Here is a 17,577-nt window from a genome sequence, read left to right on the forward strand (position 1 = left end):
TCCCGCTCGGGCACCCGCACGGAATTTCTCCCGCTGCGGCATCGCCCTCCTCTTCCCTTCTCGATTCCCTCCTCCCATGGCTGCCGCTTCGCGCGACCTGCAGGGGCTGCTCGCCGGCCTCGATCCTTCCGCCGACGTGGCTCGGCGCCACATCTGGCTCATCGACCTGTTCGACTGGCTGCGCGGCGACCGTGCCTCGCCGCAGGCGGCCATGGGCCGCGTGCAGCTGCTGCTCGACGCCATCGAGGCACGGCCCGAGCTGCGCGAGCGCGTGCGCGCCTGGTGGCGTGCCTTCACGCGCGACGTCGACCTGTCGACGCTGCTGGCCGACTACGGCTTCGCGCCGCGCACCGCCTTCCTCAGCGAGTTCAACGAGCGGCTGCGCCGCAAGATCCTGCCGGGCACGCCCGAGACCACCGATGCCTCGGAGCTGTTCCGCATGGTGCTGCCGGGCGACTTCGATGCGCGCTGGATCGCACTGCTCGAAGCGCCGCAGCTGGTGCGCATCGGCGCGCTGCTGGCCGATGAAGCGGCCGACGACGGCACCACCGTGCCGCGCTGGCGCGCCACGCTGATGGATGCCATCACCTACTGCGCGAGCCAGCTGGTGGCCGCGGGCTTCTCGTCCGAGCTGCGGCTGCGCATGCGCAGCACCGAGGAGAGCCGGCCCTTCCATGCGCTGATGGCCGAGCTCGACGAACTGCGCGAGCGCCTGTTCGAGGACCGCCCGCGCGACGAGGCCGCGGTGCAGGCGGCCTTCGTCGCGTTCCGCGACCGGCTCGATGCCTGCCGCGCGAGCGCCGCCTCGGTCTATGCGCACCTGGAAGACAACGGCATCTCGGTCGGTCTGGTGTTCCGCGTACGGCAGATGCGCGAGCGGGTGCTGCGCATCCGCGAGCTGCTCGACGGCCTGATGTCGCCCACGCCCGCGGTCAGCATCGCGCGGCTGGTCGGCCGGCTGGTGCAGGCCGGCAGCGAGCGCAACAGCATCCGCGCGCTGATCGCCTCGAACTCGTCGATGCTCGCGGCCAAGGTCACCGAGCGCAGCGCCGAGACCGGCGAGCACTACATCACGCGCGACCGCGCGAGCTACCGGCAGATGGTGCGCAAGGCCGCGGGCGGCGGCGCGCTGACCTCGCTCACGGTGCTCGCGAAGTTCGGCATCTACGCGCTGGGCCTGTCGGCCTTCTGGAGCGGCCTGGGCTCGGGCGTGATGTACGCCGCCAGCTTCGTCGCGATCCAGCTGCTGCACCTCACGCTCGCCACCAAGCAGCCGGCCATGACGGCGCCGGCGCTGGCCGCGCGGCTGCGCGAGATCCGCGCCGACAGCGGCCTCGACGAATTCGTCGACGAGGTCGCCAACCTGGTGCGCTCGCAGGTGGCGGCGGTGCTGGGCAACGTGCTGGTGGTGGTGCCGGCGGTGGCCGCGCTCGCCATCGCCTGGCGGCTCGCGCTGCACCAGCCGCTGCTCGATGCCGCGCATGCGGCCACCGTGCTGCAGTCGCTGTCGCTCGCGGGCCCCACGGCGCTGTTCGCGGCCTTCACCGGCGTGCTGCTGTTCGCCTCCAGCCTGATCGCGGGCTGGGCAGAAAACGCCTTTGTCCTGCATCGGCTGGACTCCGCCATGCGGTACAACCCCCGCATCGGCGCCGTCCTGGGCGCCGCCCGGGCCCGTCGATGGGCCGACTTCATGCGCACCCACATCTCCGGTTTCGCCGCCAACATTTCGCTGGGCCTGATGCTCGGACTGCTGCCAGCGGTCGCGGGCTTCTTCGGGCTCGGCCTCGACGTGCGGCACGTGACGCTGTCGGCCGGCCAGATCGGCGCGGCGGTGGTGTCGCTCGGCCTGCCGGTGCTGCAGCAACCGCTGCTGTGGTGGGCGGTGGCGGCGATCCCGGTGATCGGTGCGCTCAATGTGAGCGTGAGCTTCTATTTCGCATTCCGCCTGGCGCTGCGCGCGCACAGCGTGAGCCTCGCCGACCGCGCCCGCATCCGCGGCGCGCTGCGGGCGCGCTGGCGCAGCCGGCCCATGAGCTTCTTCCTACCCGCATGAATCTGACGAGTCTCACCGCCGACCTGATGGGCTTCTGGTCCGAATGGGCCCGCCCGTCGGCCGGCCTTCCCACCGTGCTGTGGTCGCTGCTGCTGGCCGCGGCCGCGGCCTCCGGCCACCTGGTGCGCCGCTACATGGGCATGCCCAAGGTGGTCGGCTATTCGATCGTGGGCACCATCGTCGGCTTCGCCGGCTTCGAGGGCGCGATCTGGCCGCTGCGCGGCATCAGCCTGTTCCTGCTCGAGCTCGGCGTGGCCGTGGTGCTGTTCGAGGCCGGCGGCCGTCTGCCGCTGCGCTGGTTCCGCCACAACCCGATGGTGCTGGTGCAGAGCCTGCTCGAAGCCACGCTGACCTACTTCGGCGTGTTCTGGGTGCTGCGCCTGCTGGGCCTGCCCGACCCGGTGGCCAACCCGCTCGCGCTGATGGCGATCGTCGCCTCGCCCGCGGTGCTGAGCCGCGTGATCATCGACACCCGCGCCGCCGGCCCGGTGACCGAGCGCGCGATGACGCTGGCCACGCTCAACACCTTCTACGCGCTCGCGCTCGGCTATGCGCAGGCCGGCCTGATCGAGCGCGCGCCGCAGACCGTGCTGCAGAAGCTCTACCCGATCGCGGTGGTGCTGGGCCTGTCCTTCGTGGTGGGCGCGCTGATGGCGCTGGCGCTGCGCACCGCGCTGCGCGTGATGAGCCCGACCAGCGAGAACACCTCGCTGCTGCTGCTGGCGCTGATCGCGGCCGGCGCCGCCGTCACCGCGCACATCGGCGGCTCCGCGCCGCTGGCCGCGCTGATCGGCGGCGTGCTGCTCAAGACCCTGAATCCCAAGCCCTGGGCCTGGCAGCGCCAGCTCGGCACCGCGTCCTCGCTGCTCACCATGCTGATGTTCGTGCTGGTGTCGATCGTCGCGGCGCAGGCCGACTGGACGCTGCCCGTGGCCAGCGTGGTGCTGGCGCTGATCGCCGTGCGCATGGTGGCCAAGATCGCCGGCGTGGCGATCGCCAACCCCGGCAGCGGCGCGAGCTGGAAGCAGGCCTTCTGGGTCGGCTGCGCGATGTCGCCGCTGTCCTCGATCGCGCTCCTGATCGCCTCCAATTTCGCCACCGCCTCGCCGCTGCTCGGCACCATGATCACCCAGGTCGCGCTGCCCTCGATCCTGCTGATGGAACTGCTGGGCGCCGTGCTCGCCACGGTCGCGATCCATGCGGTCGGCGAGAGCTCGGTGCGTTGGGCGCCCGAGGCCTTCAGCAGCACCGCCGAGGACACGCAGCGATGAGCAGCCACACGACCACTCCCCCGAGCCCCGCGATCGACCCGGACAGCGACGACGTGCGCTCGGCACCGCTGCCGGCCGATCCCGCGAGCCGCGCCGTCAAGCTCGAGCCCTTCAACAAGTCGGAGGCGCTGTCGCTCGGCGTCGAACTCGAGCTGCAGCTCGTGAACACGCACGACTACGACCTCGCGCCGTATGCGGAAGACATGCTGCGGCTGATGGCGCAGACGCCGCTGCCCGGCAGCGTGGTGCCCGAAATGACCTCGAGCATGATCGAGATCTCGACCGGCATCTGCCATTCGGCGCAGGACGTGATCGCGCAGCTCACGCCGATCCGCGACGCGCTGATCAAGAACGCCGACAAGCTCAACATCGCGGTGGTGGGCGGCGGCACGCATGCCTTCCAGCAATGGCACGAGCGGCGCATCTACGACAAGCCGCGCTTTCGCGAGCTGTCGGAGCTCTACGGCTACCTGAGCAAGCAGTTCACCATCTTCGGCCAGCACGTGCACATCGGCTGCCCCGATGCCGACTCGGCGCTGCTGATGCTGCACCGCATGTCGCGCTACATCCCGCACTTCATCGCGCTGTCGGCCTCCTCGCCCTTCGTGCAGGGGCAGGACACGCAGTTCGACTCGGCGCGGCTGAACTCGGTGTTCGCGTTCCCGCTGTCGGGCCGCGCGCCGTTCACCACGAGCTGGAAGGAATTCGAGGCCTACTTCGAGCGCATGACCCGCACCGGCGTCGTGCGCAGCATGAAGGACTTCTACTGGGACATCCGGCCCAAGCCCGAGTTCGGCACCATCGAGATCCGCGTCTTCGACACCCCGCTGACCGTGGCGCGTGCCGCCGCGCTCGCGGGCTACGTGCAGTCGCTGGCCGCCTGGTTCCTGCAGGAGCAGCCCTTCGAGCCCAGCGAGGACGACTACCTGGTCTATACCTACAACCGCTTCCAGGCCTGTCGCTTCGGCCTCGACGCGGTCTACGTCGACCCGGCCAGCGGCCAGCACATGCCGCTGCGCGACCACATCCTGATGACCATGACCCAGCTCGAATGGCACAGCGAGGCGCTCAACGCCACCCAGGCGCTGGGCGAGCTGCGCACCAGCGTCGAGACCAACCGCAACGACGCGCGCTGGCTGCGCGAGCGGCAGGGGCGCGAGCGGCTGCTGGCCGAGGTGGTGCGGCAGGCGTCGCTGCGCTTTCGCGGGGCGACGTAGCAGAGGCGCCTCAGCGCGGCACGTAGCCCTTCTCGAGCACCGTGCCGTCCTCGGCATCGATCACGAAGCGCGCGCGCGCGCCGAAGGCGACGGCATTGCTCTCGATCTCCCAGCGCGCGGACTGCTTCGAGAAGAACCAGGGCTTGCGCAGCCGCGCCTGCACCGGCTCCACGAAGGCCCAGCCCTGCTGCAGCGCGATGCGGCGCGCGACGCCGATGGCGGTGGCTTCGTCGATCATCGCGCGGGCGCGGGCTGCAGCCGCGGAGAGGACGGTTGGGCCGGAGGCTGAGCGGGCAACGGCGGCAGCGCCTGCGGCATGCGGGGATGCGTGGGCATCGGCCCGTCGCTCACGCCGACCCAGAACAGGGTGCCGCCCAGCGAGATGGTGCCGATGGCCATGCCCTCGGCGCGCATCTGCGACACCGTGACGTAGCCGAACTGGATCGGGAAACGGTAGGCGCCGAGCGCCTGCGACAGGCCGTGCACCCGCAGCTGGCCATAGCCCTCGGCCATCGCTTCCTCGAGGTAGCGCAGCAGCGAGGACTTCGAATAGGCGTTCCAGCGGAACTGCGCGCGCAGCTGCCGCAGCGGGCCGGTGCGCGGCGAGAAGTAGCGGTGCACGAGCTCGTGGAACAGCGTGACCTTCTGCTCGCTGAGGCTCTGGGCGCGCGAGACCGCGATCTCGCCGTACATGGTGGTGCCGCCGAGCTCGCCGCCCGGCAGCGAGCGCGGCCGGCTCAGCGACAGCCCGTTGCCGGCCGGCGGCGGCGTGCCCACGTCGGGCAACGGTTCGACGCGCGGCATGCCGCGCTGGACCACGGGCTTGGCGGCGCCGCGCAACAGCATCGCCTGGATCGCGGAGATCCCCAGCAGCATCACGGCCTTCGCGAAGTGGCCGGCCGCCTCGTCGAGGTCGGCGCTGGTGCGGCCGTTGACGGCCTTGGTGGTGAATTCCGACAGCTCGCCCGCGCCCGAGAACACCGACATGCCGAGCGCCGCGAAGCCGACCACCAGCAGGATGATGTCGACCACCTCGCCCACGCCGAAGAAATGCGAGCCGGCCCACACCACCAGCGTGCCGGCGACGATCGCCAGCGCCTCGGGCTGCAGCATCGCCTCGACCGTGCCGCGCGCCTCGCCGGGCAGCAGCGGGAGCGAGCGGCGCATGGCTTCGCCGACGCGTTCGGTCGCGGACAGGGTCAGGGTATCGGGCATTCGGCGGATCTCCTCGGACAGTCCCCCAATCTAATGCATCGCGGCGGCGCCGCGTGTCGGCCATCGGCGCATGCCTTTCCCCGCTTATGCTCGGCGCATGGGTGAATTCGACCTGATCCAGCGCTACTTCCAGCGCCCCGCCACACGCTCGCCGCTGGGCGTGGGCGACGACTGCGCGCTGCTCGCGCCCGCGCCGGGCATGCAGCTCGCGGTCTCCTCGGACATGCTGGTCGAGGGCCGGCACTTCCTCTCGACCGTCGATCCGGCGCGGCTCGGCCACAAGGCGCTGGCGGTCAACCTCAGCGATCTCGCGGCCTGCGGCGCGAAGCCGCTGGCCTTCACGCTCGCGCTGGCGCTGCCGGGCGTCGACGAGAACTGGCTCGAGGGCTTCTCGCGCGGCCTGTTCGCGCTGGCCGACGAGCACGGCTGCGAGCTGGTGGGTGGCGACACCACGCGCGGCCCGCTCAACATCTGCATCACCGTGTTCGGCGAAGTGCCGGCCGGCGCGGCGCTGCTGCGCTCGGGCGCGCGCGCGGGCGACGAGCTGTGGACCAGCGGCACGCTCGGCGATGCGCGGCTGGCGCTCGAGAACTTCCGCGGCACGCTGTCGCTGCCGGGCCCGCTGTTCGAGCGCACGCGCGCCCGCATGGAGCAGCCCGCGCCGCGCGTGGCGCTGGGCCAGGCGCTGCGCGGCATCGCGAGCGCGGCGGCCGACGTGAGCGACGGCCTCGCGGGCGACCTCGGCCACATCCTGCGCGCGAGCCGCGTGGGCGCGACGCTCGACGTCGACGCGGCGATGCACTGCATCGCGGCCGTGGCCGACGGCTCGGCCGCCGCCGCGGGCCTGGAACGCGCCACGCTGCGCGCGATGGCGATCTCGGGCGGCGACGACTACGAGCTGGTGTTCACCGCGCCGGCCTCGGCGCGCGCGGCGGTGGAACAGGCCGGCCGCGACAGCGCGACGCCGGTCACGCGCATCGGGCGCATCGATGCCGAGAGCGGGCTGCGCTTTGTCGATGCCGCGGGCGCGCCGGTGGCGCAGCGCTTCGGCTCCTTCGATCACTTCGCCTGAACGCCAGTCCTCCTCACAGCGTGCGCTTGAGCACGTCGATGAACTGGCGCGCCGCCTCCGACAACGTGTGGCCGCGCTTGGTGACCACCGAGATGTCGCGCGAGACGCGCGGCGCGCTCAGCAGCTTGATGACCAGCGCGGGATCGCCCGCCGCGCGCGCGAAGGCCGAGGGCATGATCGACGGGCCCATGCCGCAGGCGGTCATCCACAGCGCGGTCGAGAGAAAGGACACCTCGTGCGCGACCTCGAGCGCCACGCCCGCATCGCTGGCGGTGCCGTCGATCAACGGGCGCACGCCATAGCCGGGCCGCACCGTGATCACCGGATGGCGGCCGAGGTCGGTCCAGCGCACCACGCGTGCCTGCGCCAGCGGATGGTCGCTGCGGCACACCAGCGCGAGATGGTCGCGCAAGAGGCGCTGCGTCTCGACCTCGGCGCCGGGCCGCTCGGGCGTGCCGATGCCGAAGTCCACGTGCTCGCCGAGGATGCGCGCGATGAACTGGTCGGGCGCGCAATCGCTGACCACCACGCGCACCTTGGGATGCTGCTGCTGGAACAGTCCGATCGCCTCGGGCAGCAGGAACGAGGCCAGCGTCGGCGTGATCGCGATCGAGACGCGGCCGCGCTCGAGCGTGGCGAGGTCGCGAAAGCCGGCCGCGAGCGCATCGACGTCGCGCAGGATGCGCTCGGCCGCGGGCAGCATCTCCTGCGCGGCGGCCGTCGGCTTGAGCGAGCGCGTGGTGCGGTCGAACAGCCGCGTGCCCAATCCGTCCTCGAGCTGGCGCAGCAGCATGCTCACGGCCGACTGCGTGACGAACAGCCGTTGCGCCGCGGCGCTGAGCTGCCGCAGCTGGTAGACGGCGAGGAAGGCGCGCAGCTGGCGGATCGTAGGACTGAAGTTCGCTTTCATCAGGAAACATGATATTTGGTTCTGAATTTCTTGATTTACGAATGAATCCGCCCATCGTTCAATCGGACGCAGAACAGACATGAACATTCAAGGAGTACCGATGACCGCAACGATCGCCCGCGGCGCGACACAACCGCTGCGCAGGCAATTGCTGCTGGCCGCGGCCGCCGCGCTGTCCGGCGGACCCACCTTCGCGCAGGCACCCGCCGCGGGCGCCTTTCCCGACAAGCCGATCCGCGTGGTCGTGACCTTCCCGCCCGGCGGCAGCGCCGACGCGGTGGTGCGCATGCTGGTGCCGCGGCTCAACGAGAAGCTGGGCCAGCCGGTGGTGGTCGACAACCGGCCCGGCGCAGGCGGCAACGTCGGACTCACGCTGGTGGCCAAGGCACCGGGCGACGGCTACACGCTGGGCGTGGGCGCGGCGGGCGCGCTCGCGGCCAACGCGAGCCTCTATGCGCAGATGCCCTTCGATCCGCTGAAGGACTTCAAGCCCGTGGGCATGCTGGCCGCGATCCCGTTCGTGATCGTGGGCCATCCCTCGATCGCGGCGCGCAACCAGCGCGAGCTGATCGCGCTCGCGAAGACGCAGCCCGGCGGGCTGTCGATCGGCCATGGCGGCAACGGCACGGCGATGCACCTGTCGGCCGCGCTGTTCGCGCAGATGGCCGAGGTCAAGCTGGTCGAGGTGCCCTACCGCGGCTCGGGTCCGGCCGCGCTCGACGCGCTCGCGGGACAGGTGCCGCTCGCGGTGGTCGACCTGCCCTCGGCGCTGCAGCAGATCAAGGCCGGCAAGCTGCTCGCCTTCGCCGTCACCAGCCCCGCGCGGCTGCCGATGCTGCCCGAGGTGCCAACGGTGGCCGAGGCCGGCCTGCCCGGCTACGACTCGACCGGCTGGTTCGGCGTGGTGGCGCCCGCGGCCACGCCGGCGCCGGTGGTCGCGCGGCTCAATGCCGAGATCAACGCGGCACTCGGCGACGAACAGATCAAGGCCGCGATGCGCAACCTCGGCGTGGAACCCGCGCCGGGGTCGAGCGAGGCCTTCGATGCCTACATCCGCGCGGAGACCCGCAAGTGGGCGCAGGTGATCCGCACCGCCAACATCAAGCTCGAATAGACCCCGTGCGCATGAAGAACGACCTCGATCTCCAGGCCGACGTGCTGATCGTCGGCGCCGGCCCGGTGGGCCTCTCGCTCGCGATGGACCTGGCCTCGCGCGGCGTCAGCACGATCGTCTGCGAGACGCGTGCCTTCGCCGAGCCGCCGAACGTGAAATGCAACCATGTGGCGTCGCGCACCATGGAGCAGTTCCGCCGCCTGGGCGTGGCGCAGAAGCTGCGCGACGCGGGCCTGCCGGCCGACCATCCGAACGACGTGGTGTTCCGCACCAGCGTGACCGGCACCGAGCTCGCGCGCATCCCGATCCCCTGCCGGCGCGACCGCTACACCGAGACCGAGGGCCCCGATGCCTGGTGGCCCACGCCCGAGCCGCCGCACCGCATCAACCAGATCTACCTCGAGCCGATCCTGCTGCGCCACACGGCCGCGCTGCCGGGCGTGACCCTGCTCAACCGCACGCAGGTCGGCGGCTTCACGCAGGACGCCGAGGGCGTGACGGCGATCGCCACCGACCTCGACAGCGGCGTGACGCGCAGCCTGCGCGGGCGCTACATGGTCGGCTGCGACGGCGGCAGCTCGGCGGTGCGCAAGCAGATGGGCGCGAAGCTCGAGGGCACGGCGGTGATCCAGCGCGTGCAGTCGACCTGCATCCGCGCGCCCGGCCTGCGCGCGCTGATCCCGGGCAAGCCCGCGTGGTCCTACTACGCGATGAACCCGCGCCGCTGCGGCACCATGTTCGCCATCGACGGCCACGAGACCTGGCTGGTGCACAACCACCTCAACGCCGAGGAGCCCGAGTTCGATTCGGTGGACCGCGACCGCTCGCTGCGCGAGATCCTCGGCGTCGGTCCCGACTTCGAGTACGAGATCCTCAGCAAGGAGGACTGGGTGGGCCGCCGCCTGGTGGCCGACCGCTTCCGCGACGGCCGCGTGTTCCTCGCGGGCGACGCCGCCCACCTGTGGGTGCCCTATGCGGGCTACGGCATGAACGCCGGCATCGCCGACGCGCTCAACCTCTCGTGGCTGCTCGCGGCCTGCGTGCAGGGCTGGGCCGACGAGGGCATCCTCGACGCCTACGAGGCCGAGCGGCTGCCGATCACCGAGCAGGTCTCGCAGTTCGCGATGGACCATGCGCAGAAGATGATCCGCGCGCGCCGCGCGGTGCCTTCGAACATCGAGGCACCGGGCCCCGAGGGCGACGCGCTGCGCGCCGACATCGGGCAGGAGGCCTATGAGCTCAACGTGCAGCAGTTCTGCTGCGCGGGCCTGAACTTCGGCTACTTCTACACCGGCTCGCCGATCATCGTGCCCGACGGCGAGCACGTGCCGCCGGTCTATTCGATGGGCGCCTTCACGGCCTCGACCGTGCCGGGCTGCCGCGCGCCGCACTTCTGGCTGGCCGACGGCCGCTCGCTGTACGACGCCTTCGGCCCGGGCTACACGCTGCTGCGCTTCGACCGCAGCGCCGACGTGCGCGCGCTGGAACGCGCGGCCGACACCTACCGCATGCCGCTCACGGTGCTCGACATCGACGCCGCCGTGGTGCCGCCGGCCTACGCGCACCGGCTGGTGCTGTGCCGCGCCGACCAGCACGTGGCCTGGCGCGGCGCCTACATCCCGGCCGACGTGTACGAGCTGGTGGCGCGGCTGCGCGGCGAACCGCAGCGCGAGCGCGCGACCAAGCGCGCGCTGCCGTGGGAAGGGGTGCTGGCTTAAGACTCGCGCGTGGCCGACACCACGCGCCGCGCCAGCAGCACCACCAGCGCCGGCGCGATCGCGAAGCTCGCGAACAGCCACACGGCCGCCGAGCGCGCGCCCTCGACGCCGCCCGGCTGCGTGAGCCCGGCCGCGTTCGCCACCAGCCCGGCCACCGCGGCGCCGACCGCCATGCCGTAGAGCTGCACCGTGGTGATCGAGGCCGAGGCCAGGCCTTCCTCGCCGGCCGGCGCACGCGACATCACGCGCGTCAGCAGGTGCGGCCAGCCGATGCCCACGCCGAGCCCCACGGCCGCCAGCGCGAGCGCGACGGCCAACGTCTCGAGCGCGGCGGGCAGATGCCCCGGCGCGGGCAGCAGCACGGCCAGCGCCGCCAGGCCCAGCGTGCAGACCACCGGGCCGGCGCGCAGCATGCGGTCGGCACCGGCGCCGCTACGCCCCGACGAGAGCAGCGAGCCCACGCTCCAGCCGCCGGCCATCGCGGCCGTGAGGTAGCCGGCCGCGAGCGGCGTGTGGCCGTGCAGCAGCTGCAGGAAATAGGGCACGAAGATTTCGGTGGTGGTGCCGATCAGCAGCAGCGCCACGCTGGCGTAGATCGCGCCCAGCGGCGCGGCGATCGAATAGGCGCCCGTGGGCAGCAGCCGCACGGCCGAGGCGCGGTCGACGCGCGTGGCGGCGATGCCGAGCGCCAGCCCCAGCGCGACGCCCGCGGCCTGCGCCGGCAGCGAGGCGCCGAACTCGCTGGCCGCGATCACCAGCACCGAGGCCAGCAGCAGCGCGATCTGCGGCAGCGCGATGCGCGGCGCGGTGGCGGGGCGCTCGTGGCGCACGCCGGCCGCGGGGCGCAGCTGCAGCGTCACCAGCAGCGCCTGCGCGGCCGCCACCGGCAGCAGGGTCCAGAAGGCCCAGCGCCAGTGGCCGCCCTGCGCGAACAGCCCGCCCACCGCCGGCCCGCACAGCGTGGCCACGCCCCACATGCCCGACACCAGCGCCACCGCGCGCGGCCACAGCCGCGGCGCGAACACCAGCTGGATCAGGCCGTAGCTCAGCGCCGCCAGCAGCCCGCCGCCCAGCCCCTGCACCGTGCGGCCGGCCAGCATCCACGGCATGGCCGGCGCGAGCGCGCAGCCGATGGAGCCGGCGCTGAACACCGCCAGCGCCGAGAGGCAGGCGCCGCGCGGGCCCAGCACCGCGAGCAGGCGCACCGACAGCGCCGCGCCGAGGATCGAGCCGAGCACGAACAGCGTGGTGCTCCAGGCGTACCAGTCGAGCCCGCCGATCTCGCGCACCACCGAGGGCAGCACGGTGGTGACGATGTGGACGTTGACCGCATGCAGCGCGACGCCGCCGGTCAGCGCGAGCGCGCGCCAGCCGTTGCGGCCGCTGAAGAGTTCGCCCCAGCCGGCGGTGGCCGGCGGGTCGGCGCGGGAGCGGTCGAGGGCGGGAGAGGAGGAAGAGGCCATGGTGAAAGCGTCGGCCCCGGCGGCGAAAGCGCCCGGGCCCGGATCTGGAAAGGTGCCTGGATACTAGGCCGCCATCCCGAATTAAACAAGCAATCGCTTTGATAAATAAAATCGAAGACGGCGGGCCGCGCGCCCCGCCGGCACCCGCTGCGGCAAGATGCGCGACACTCCCGGCTGATGCACGCCGCCGTTCCCGTCTCCGATCCCGCCCGTCCAATGCCCACTTCCGGCGCCATGCCCCCGCCCTCCATCCGCCGCCCGAGCGCGCGCTTCCTGTTCTCGCATCCGGCGCACTTCATCGGGCTGGGCCTGGGTTCCGGCCTGTCGCGCTTCGCGCCCGGCACCGTGGGCACGCTGTGGGCCTGGGCCGCGTTCTCGGTGATGCAGCACTGGCTGTCGCCGGCCGCGATCGGCTGGATCATCGGGGTCTCGCTGCCGCTGGGCTGGTGGGCCTGCACGCTGACGGCGCGCGACATGAACCTGGCCGACCCCGGCGCGGTGGTGTGGGACGAGGTGGTCGCGTTCTGGATCGTGCTGTGGCTGGTGACGCCGGCCGGCCTGTGGGCGCAGATCGTCGCCTTCGCCCTGTTCCGCTTCTTCGATGCCGCCAAGCCGGGCCCCGTGGCCTGGGCCGACGGCCTGTTCAAGCAGCGCGATGCCGCGCAGGTGCGCTGGTGGCACGCCGGCTTCGGCATCATGCTCGACGACCTGGTGGCGGCCTTCTGCTCGCTGCTGGTGATCGCGCTCTGGCGCGCCTGGTGAGACCCCGACCCATGGAATCCTCCTTCCCGCCCCCTTCATCGCAGGACCTCGACACGCCCGAGCTGGTGGAGGCCCTGGCCGGCCTGCTGCTGAAGAAGGGCTGGCTGCTGGCCACCGCCGAGAGCTGCACCGGCGGCCTGATCGGCGCCGCCTGCACCGAGCTCGCGGGCTCCAGCGCCTGGTTCGAGCGCGGCTTCGTGACCTACTCCAACGCGGCCAAGACCGAGCTGCTGGGCGTGGACGCCGCGCTGGTCGAGGCGCATGGCGCGGTCAGCGAGCCGGTGGCACGCGCGATGGCGCAGGGCGCGATCGCGCATTCGGCGCCGGCGCGCGTCGCGGTGGCGGTCACCGGCATCGCCGGCCCCACCGGCGGCACGCCGGACAAGCCGGTCGGCACCGTGTGGTTCGGCTGGTCGGTCGACGGCCAGGTGCGCACCGAGCGGCGCCGCTTCGACGGCGACCGCGCCACGGTGCGCGCGGCCACGGTGCGGCATGCGCTGCACACGCTGGTGCAGCTGCTCGAAGCCCCGAACGCGGCCTGATCAGGCCAGCGCGAACTCGCCCAGCGGCCGGCGCGGCGCGGGCGGCACCAGCGCCATCGGATAGCCGATCCGGCACAGCAGCTGCAGCGTGCGGCTGCGCGCGTCGCGCGGCGGCGGCAGGCCCAGCAGCATCTCGTGCGCCGCCGCGTGGTGCGCAGCCATCTCCGCGAACTCCTCGAGCGGCTGGCTCATCGGGTGCATGCCCAGCCCGAGGTCGGTGGCGCGCAGCTGCTGGCGCAGGTAGGCGCGGCCGGCGTTGAGCTGGTCGGTGCGGCTGTTGCCCGCGGTGCTGATCCAGGTGAAGCCCATGGCCGTGCTGGCCTGGTCGGCATACAGCGCCAGCGTGCGCTCGAAGGCACGGCTGCCCTCGCGCGCCGGCACCTCGCGGTCGAAGCGGCCCAGCGCCACGGCCACGCGCAGCGCCGGGTCGTTGAGCGAGAAGCCGTCGCGGTGCGCGAGGATCTCCTCGGGCCCCACGCGCAGCAGCCGCAGGTTCTCGCGCGCGGTGTTGGGCGTGGTGATCTCCACCCGCGCCGCGGCCAGGCAGAGTCGGCGCAGCGGCAGCACGCGGGCCATCTCTACCGTGCCGTCGGCGCGCAGCGAACCGCCGTTGGGCACCGCCGCGCTCACGCCCTGCAGCAGCTCGGCCGAGACCGGGCGCGCGGTGTCGAAGCGCTGCTTGGGCGTGCGCCGGCGCAGCACCTGGGAGAACAGCGGATCGGGCGTGCCGCCGCCCGCGAGCCGCAGCCGCGCCACCGGCAGGTGGCCCCACTGCCGCGGGTCGGCGGGCAGTTCGCCCTGCGGCCACAGCTGCACGCTGGCCGCCACGCCCTGCTGGGCCAGCGCCATCACCAGCAGCTCGAGGAAGGCGCCCTGGCCGATCACCACCTGGCGGCCGAAGGGGTCGGTCTCGGGCAGCAGGCGCTCGCGGTCGCAGTACAGGACGATCGCATCGGGCTCGCGCAGGTCGACGCGCCAGGGCTGGTGGTTGTAGGCCGAGGGCGCGGTCACCGCATAGGCGATCGCGCGCCGGCGCACGTCGGGCTCGTCGCCCGGACCGTTCCAGATCTCGAGGGCCGCGGCCGGCATGTCGTCGTGCAGCCACCAGGTGGCCAGTGCCGCGGCGCCCGCGGCCAACACCACACCGCCTCCCAGCAGCCGGACAAAGTTTCTTCGCTCGTCCATGCCGGGGATTATCGGAAGTCAAGATTGACTTCACAATTAGACAACCATTGACAACAGATATTCAGAATTGAATACCCCATGCGGCGCGGCACCGACCTCGATTTCGACTGGCGATTGATCCGCTCCTTCCTCGCGGCGCTCGACAGCGGCAGCCTGCTGGCCGCCTCGCGCCTGCTCAACGCGAGCCAGCCGACGCTGGGGCGGCACATCGCCGAGCTCGAGTCGCAGCTCGGCGTGGTGCTGTTCGAGCGCACCGGCCAGGGCCTGCTTCCCACCGCCATGGCCACGCAGCTGGCCGAGTCGGCGCGCGTGATGGAGAACGGCGCGCTGGCGCTGTCGCGCGGCGTGGCCGGCGCCAATGCCGCCACCGCGGGCACGGTGCGGCTGTCGGCCAGCCAGGCGGCGGCGCGCCACCTGCTGCCGGCGATCCTGGCGCGCATGCGGCTGGAGCTGCCCGAGATCCAGATCGAGCTGGTGGCCAGCAACGAGGTCAGCAACCTGCTGCGGCGCGAGGCCGACATCGCGCTGCGCATGACCCGGCCCGAGACCGCGAGCCTGGTGGCGCGGCGCGTGGGCCGCTTCGCGCTCGGCGCCTTCGCGCAGCGCGACTACCTGCGCCGGCGCGGCACGCCGCGCCACTGGACCGACCTGCTGCGGCACGACCTGCTGGGCTACGACCGCGACGAGAGCATCCTGCGCAGCTCGGCCGAGCTCGGCGCGCCGCTGCAGCGCGAGGACTTCTGCTTCCGCACCGACGACGTCAGCGTCTACTGGGAGGCGCTGCGCCACGGCATGGGCATCGGCTTCGTGGCCGAATCGCTGGCGCGCAGCGACCCCGAGGTGGTGCGCGTGCTGCCCGCGCTCAAGCTGCCCGCGCTGCCGGTGTGGCTGGCGGTGCACCGCGAGGTCCGCACCGACCGGCGCATCCGCGCGGTCTATGATTTCCTGGTGCGCACCCTTCCGGCCGCGCTCTGACCCGCTCCACAACCACCGCGCTCCCGGCGCCCGAGGCCCCATGACAGCCACCACCAACGCGCAGACCATCGAGCGCTTCTACGGCGCGTTCGCCCAGCTCGACGCCGCCACCATGGAAGCCTGCTACGCACCCGACGCGGTGTTCGACGACGAGGCCTTCTCGCTGCGCGGGCGGCGCGAGGTCGGCGGCATGTGGCGCATGCTGTGCGAGGCCACGAAGGCCAAGGGCGCCGACGTCTGGCGCCTGAGCCATCGCGACGTGCGCGCCGACGAGCGCGGCGGCAGCGCCCACTGGGACGCCCACTATCGCTTCAGCGCCACCGGCCGCCTGGTCGACAACAGCATCGACGCGCGCTTCGGCTTCACGCCCGAGGGCCTGATCGCCACCCACCGCGACAGCTTCCCGTTCTGGACCTGGTCGCGCCAGGCGCTGGGCACGCCGGGGCTGCTGCTGGGCTGGTCGCCGATGCTGCGCAACAAGGTGCGCGCCACCGCCGCCGCCAACCTCGCCAGGTACCTCGCGAGCCGGCCCGCCTGAACACGACCATTGCAAGGACAACCATGAGCACCGACGACAACGCCCCGATCCTCTCGAACAACGAGGCCGAGCACCGCTACGAGGCCCGCATCGGCGGCGAGCTCGCCGCGCTGGCCGAATACAACCTGCTGACCGACGCGATCATGTTCACCCACACCGAGGTGATGCCCGCGCACGAGGGCAAGGGCCTGGGCTCGAAGATCGCGAAGCACGTGCTCGACGAGGCCCGCGCGCGCAACCTGCACGTGATCCCGGTGTGCCAGTTCATCGCGGGCTACATCCGCAAGCACCGCGAGTACGCCGACCTGGTGCGACCGGACATCCAGCGCGCGTTCAAGATCTAGGAACGCGGCTTCGCGGTCGGCGCCGGCAGCCAGGCGAAGGCCGCGATGCCCGCCAGCAGCAGCACGGCGATGGTCGCCAGCACGGCCGTGAGCGGATCGCCGCCGTGCGCGGCCGCCACCGAGGCGGCGACGCCCGTGCCCCACTGCATCAGCGCCACGCCCATGAACATCGCCATGGTGAAGACCGCCATCGCGCGGCCCGTGAGCGCCGCCGGATAGGCGCCGCGCACGTCGGCGTACTGCCAGACGATGAAGCCCGAGAGCACGCCGATCAGCAGCATGCCGGCGATGTCGAGCCAGGCCGAGTGCACGAAGGCGATCAGCGCGAACAGGCCCGTGTAGGCCAGCGCCCAGAGCACGATGCGGCGGCGCCGCGCGGCGGGGTCGGTGCTGTCGAGCCGGCCGAACAGCGGCGCGCCGACCAGCGAGATCACCGACACCGCGAGCGCGACATTGCCGCTCTGCACCAGCGAGAAGCCGTGCCGCTCGATCATCAGCGGCCCGAGCCAGAGCCCGCGCAGCGAGATGAAGGCGGCGTAGGTCACGCCGCCCAGCACCACGATGCCCAGCGTATGGCGCAGCATCAGCAACGCGCCGAACTGGCGGATCGCCTCGGGCACCGACTCGCGCCGTGCCGGCACGGCCGCCGCGGGCTCGCGCACCCAGTGCCAGATCGCGAGCCAGGCCAGCGCGGCCGCCAGCGCCAGCAGCACGAAGCCGGCGCGCCAGGAATGCGCCTGCACCAGCCAGGCCAGCGGCGTGCCCGTGACCAGCATGCCCAGGCCGCCGATCGCCAGCACCAGGCCCGAGACGGTGGCGAAGCGCTCGGCCGGGAAGTGGCGCGCGATGAAGACGGTGCAGACCAGGAAGGCCGGCGCGCAGCCCACGCCGATCAGCGCCTGCGCCAGCACCAGCACCAGGTAGTTCGAGGACAGGGCCGACAGCAGCGCGCCCGCGATCGCGACCGGGAAGGCCACCAGCACGGTGCGCCGCACGCCGTGCAGGTCGATGCCGATGCCCATGAACAGCTGCATCGCGCCGAAGGCGAAATGGAAGGCGCCCGAAAAGATGCCCAGCGCCTGCGGCGACAGGCCGAACTCGGCCTGCAGCGGGCTGGCCATGATGGCGCCGACGGTGCGGAAGGCCTGGCTCAGCGCCACGCCCGCGCACAGCGCGAGCACCATGGCCCAGGCCGCGC

Annotated in this window: 17 protein-coding genes; 11 read left to right on the plus strand and 6 right to left on the minus strand. The window is 72.3% G+C overall.

Annotation, left to right across the window (positions count from 1 at the left end):
- Positions 1-76 precede the first annotated feature (76 nt).
- Genes tlpB through AC07RV_RS36630 form a run of 3 tightly spaced genes read left to right on the plus strand, consistent with a single transcriptional unit; the run spans position 77 to position 4,541 of the window.
- Positions 77-2,053 carry a transporter-like protein TlpB gene (tlpB, locus tag AC07RV_RS36620; RefSeq protein ID WP_296781696.1) on the plus strand — a complete coding sequence of 659 codons (1,977 nt, stop codon included), beginning with the start codon at positions 77-79 and terminating at the stop codon, positions 2,051-2,053.
- A complete protein-coding gene (locus AC07RV_RS36625) occupies positions 2,050-3,324 on the plus strand; it encodes a cation:proton antiporter (RefSeq protein ID WP_296781697.1) in 1,275 nt (424 codons plus the stop codon). Before tlpB ends, AC07RV_RS36625 begins: the two co-directional genes overlap by 4 nt.
- Positions 3,321-4,541 (plus strand): YbdK family carboxylate-amine ligase, encoded by a 1,221-nt coding sequence (locus AC07RV_RS36630; RefSeq protein WP_296781698.1) that lies wholly within the window; start codon positions 3,321-3,323, stop codon positions 4,539-4,541. The genes AC07RV_RS36625 and AC07RV_RS36630 overlap by 4 nt, the downstream gene beginning before the upstream one ends.
- A gap of 10 nt (positions 4,542-4,551) precedes the next feature.
- Here AC07RV_RS36630 and AC07RV_RS36635 read toward each other — a convergent pair whose 3' ends face one another.
- Together AC07RV_RS36635 and AC07RV_RS36640 are read right to left on the minus strand one after the other, a co-directional pair.
- Positions 4,552-4,779, minus strand: a complete 228-nt coding sequence (locus AC07RV_RS36635; RefSeq protein WP_093350714.1) for a hypothetical protein — start codon at positions 4,777-4,779, stop codon at positions 4,552-4,554.
- Entirely contained in the window at positions 4,776-5,756 is a 981-nt protein-coding gene (locus tag AC07RV_RS36640) for a hypothetical protein (protein WP_296781699.1), read from the minus strand. The genes AC07RV_RS36635 and AC07RV_RS36640 overlap by 4 nt, the downstream gene beginning before the upstream one ends.
- 97 nt (positions 5,757-5,853) lie before the next feature.
- Between AC07RV_RS36640 and thiL the strand changes: the two genes are divergently transcribed.
- On the plus strand, positions 5,854-6,828 hold the full coding sequence (gene thiL, locus AC07RV_RS36645) for a thiamine-phosphate kinase (RefSeq protein WP_296781700.1): 975 nt from the start codon (positions 5,854-5,856) through the stop codon (positions 6,826-6,828).
- A gap of 13 nt (positions 6,829-6,841) precedes the next feature.
- On the opposite strand, the gene AC07RV_RS36650 is transcribed toward thiL, so the two are convergent.
- A complete protein-coding gene (locus tag AC07RV_RS36650) occupies positions 6,842-7,738 on the minus strand; it encodes a LysR family transcriptional regulator (RefSeq protein WP_296781701.1) in 897 nt (298 codons plus the stop codon).
- Between the two features lie 100 nt (positions 7,739-7,838).
- On the opposite strand from AC07RV_RS36650, the gene AC07RV_RS36655 reads away from it, so the two are divergent.
- Positions 7,839-8,852 carry a Bug family tripartite tricarboxylate transporter substrate binding protein gene (locus AC07RV_RS36655; RefSeq protein ID WP_093350704.1) on the plus strand — a complete coding sequence of 338 codons (1,014 nt, stop codon included), beginning with the start codon at positions 7,839-7,841 and terminating at the stop codon, positions 8,850-8,852.
- A gap of 11 nt (positions 8,853-8,863) precedes the next feature.
- Entirely contained in the window at positions 8,864-10,570 is a 1,707-nt protein-coding gene (locus tag AC07RV_RS36660) for an FAD-dependent oxidoreductase (RefSeq protein WP_296781702.1), read from the plus strand.
- On the opposite strand, the gene AC07RV_RS36665 is transcribed toward AC07RV_RS36660, so the two are convergent.
- The gene (locus AC07RV_RS36665; RefSeq protein ID WP_296781703.1) at positions 10,567-12,033 is read right to left on the minus strand and encodes an MFS transporter; all 1,467 of its coding nucleotides are present in this window, start codon (positions 12,031-12,033) and stop codon (positions 10,567-10,569) included. The two genes, AC07RV_RS36660 and AC07RV_RS36665, sit on opposite strands and share 4 nt — an antisense overlap.
- Positions 12,034-12,267: 234 nt before the next feature.
- Between AC07RV_RS36665 and AC07RV_RS36670 the strand changes: the two genes are divergently transcribed.
- Together AC07RV_RS36670 and AC07RV_RS36675 are read left to right on the plus strand one after the other, a co-directional pair.
- The gene (locus tag AC07RV_RS36670; protein ID WP_203204085.1) at positions 12,268-12,795 is read left to right on the plus strand and encodes a phosphatidylglycerophosphatase A family protein; all 528 of its coding nucleotides are present in this window, start codon (positions 12,268-12,270) and stop codon (positions 12,793-12,795) included.
- 11 nt (positions 12,796-12,806) lie between these two features.
- On the plus strand, positions 12,807-13,337 hold the full coding sequence (locus AC07RV_RS36675) for a CinA family protein (RefSeq protein WP_296781704.1): 531 nt from the start codon (positions 12,807-12,809) through the stop codon (positions 13,335-13,337).
- Here the strand turns inward: AC07RV_RS36675 and AC07RV_RS36680 are convergent, their stop codons facing one another.
- Positions 13,338-14,522: an Acg family FMN-binding oxidoreductase gene (locus tag AC07RV_RS36680; protein ID WP_296781705.1), complete on the minus strand. Its 1,185-nt coding sequence runs from the start codon at positions 14,520-14,522 to the stop codon at positions 13,338-13,340.
- 78 nt (positions 14,523-14,600) lie between these two features.
- Here AC07RV_RS36680 and AC07RV_RS36685 point away from each other — a divergent pair, with 78 nt between their 5' ends.
- The 3 genes from AC07RV_RS36685 to AC07RV_RS36695 are packed head-to-tail and all read left to right on the plus strand — an operon-like array spanning position 14,601 to position 16,379.
- Positions 14,601-15,497, plus strand: coding sequence for a LysR family transcriptional regulator (locus AC07RV_RS36685; RefSeq protein WP_296781706.1), 897 nt, complete (start codon positions 14,601-14,603; stop codon positions 15,495-15,497).
- Positions 15,498-15,537: 40 nt separating this feature from the next.
- Positions 15,538-16,035 carry a nuclear transport factor 2 family protein gene (locus AC07RV_RS36690; RefSeq protein WP_296781707.1) on the plus strand — a complete coding sequence of 166 codons (498 nt, stop codon included), beginning with the start codon at positions 15,538-15,540 and terminating at the stop codon, positions 16,033-16,035.
- 23 nt (positions 16,036-16,058) lie between these two features.
- Positions 16,059-16,379: a GNAT family N-acetyltransferase gene (locus AC07RV_RS36695; RefSeq protein WP_093350683.1), complete on the plus strand. Its 321-nt coding sequence runs from the start codon at positions 16,059-16,061 to the stop codon at positions 16,377-16,379.
- Here the strand turns inward: AC07RV_RS36695 and AC07RV_RS36700 are convergent.
- Positions 16,376-17,563 carry an MFS transporter gene (locus AC07RV_RS36700; RefSeq protein ID WP_296781750.1) on the minus strand — a complete coding sequence of 396 codons (1,188 nt, stop codon included), beginning with the start codon at positions 17,561-17,563 and terminating at the stop codon, positions 16,376-16,378. The two genes, AC07RV_RS36695 and AC07RV_RS36700, sit on opposite strands and share 4 nt — an antisense overlap.
- Positions 17,564-17,577: the final 14 nt, after the last annotated feature.

Source organism: Variovorax sp. GW821-FHT09B01 (assembly GCF_059418345.1).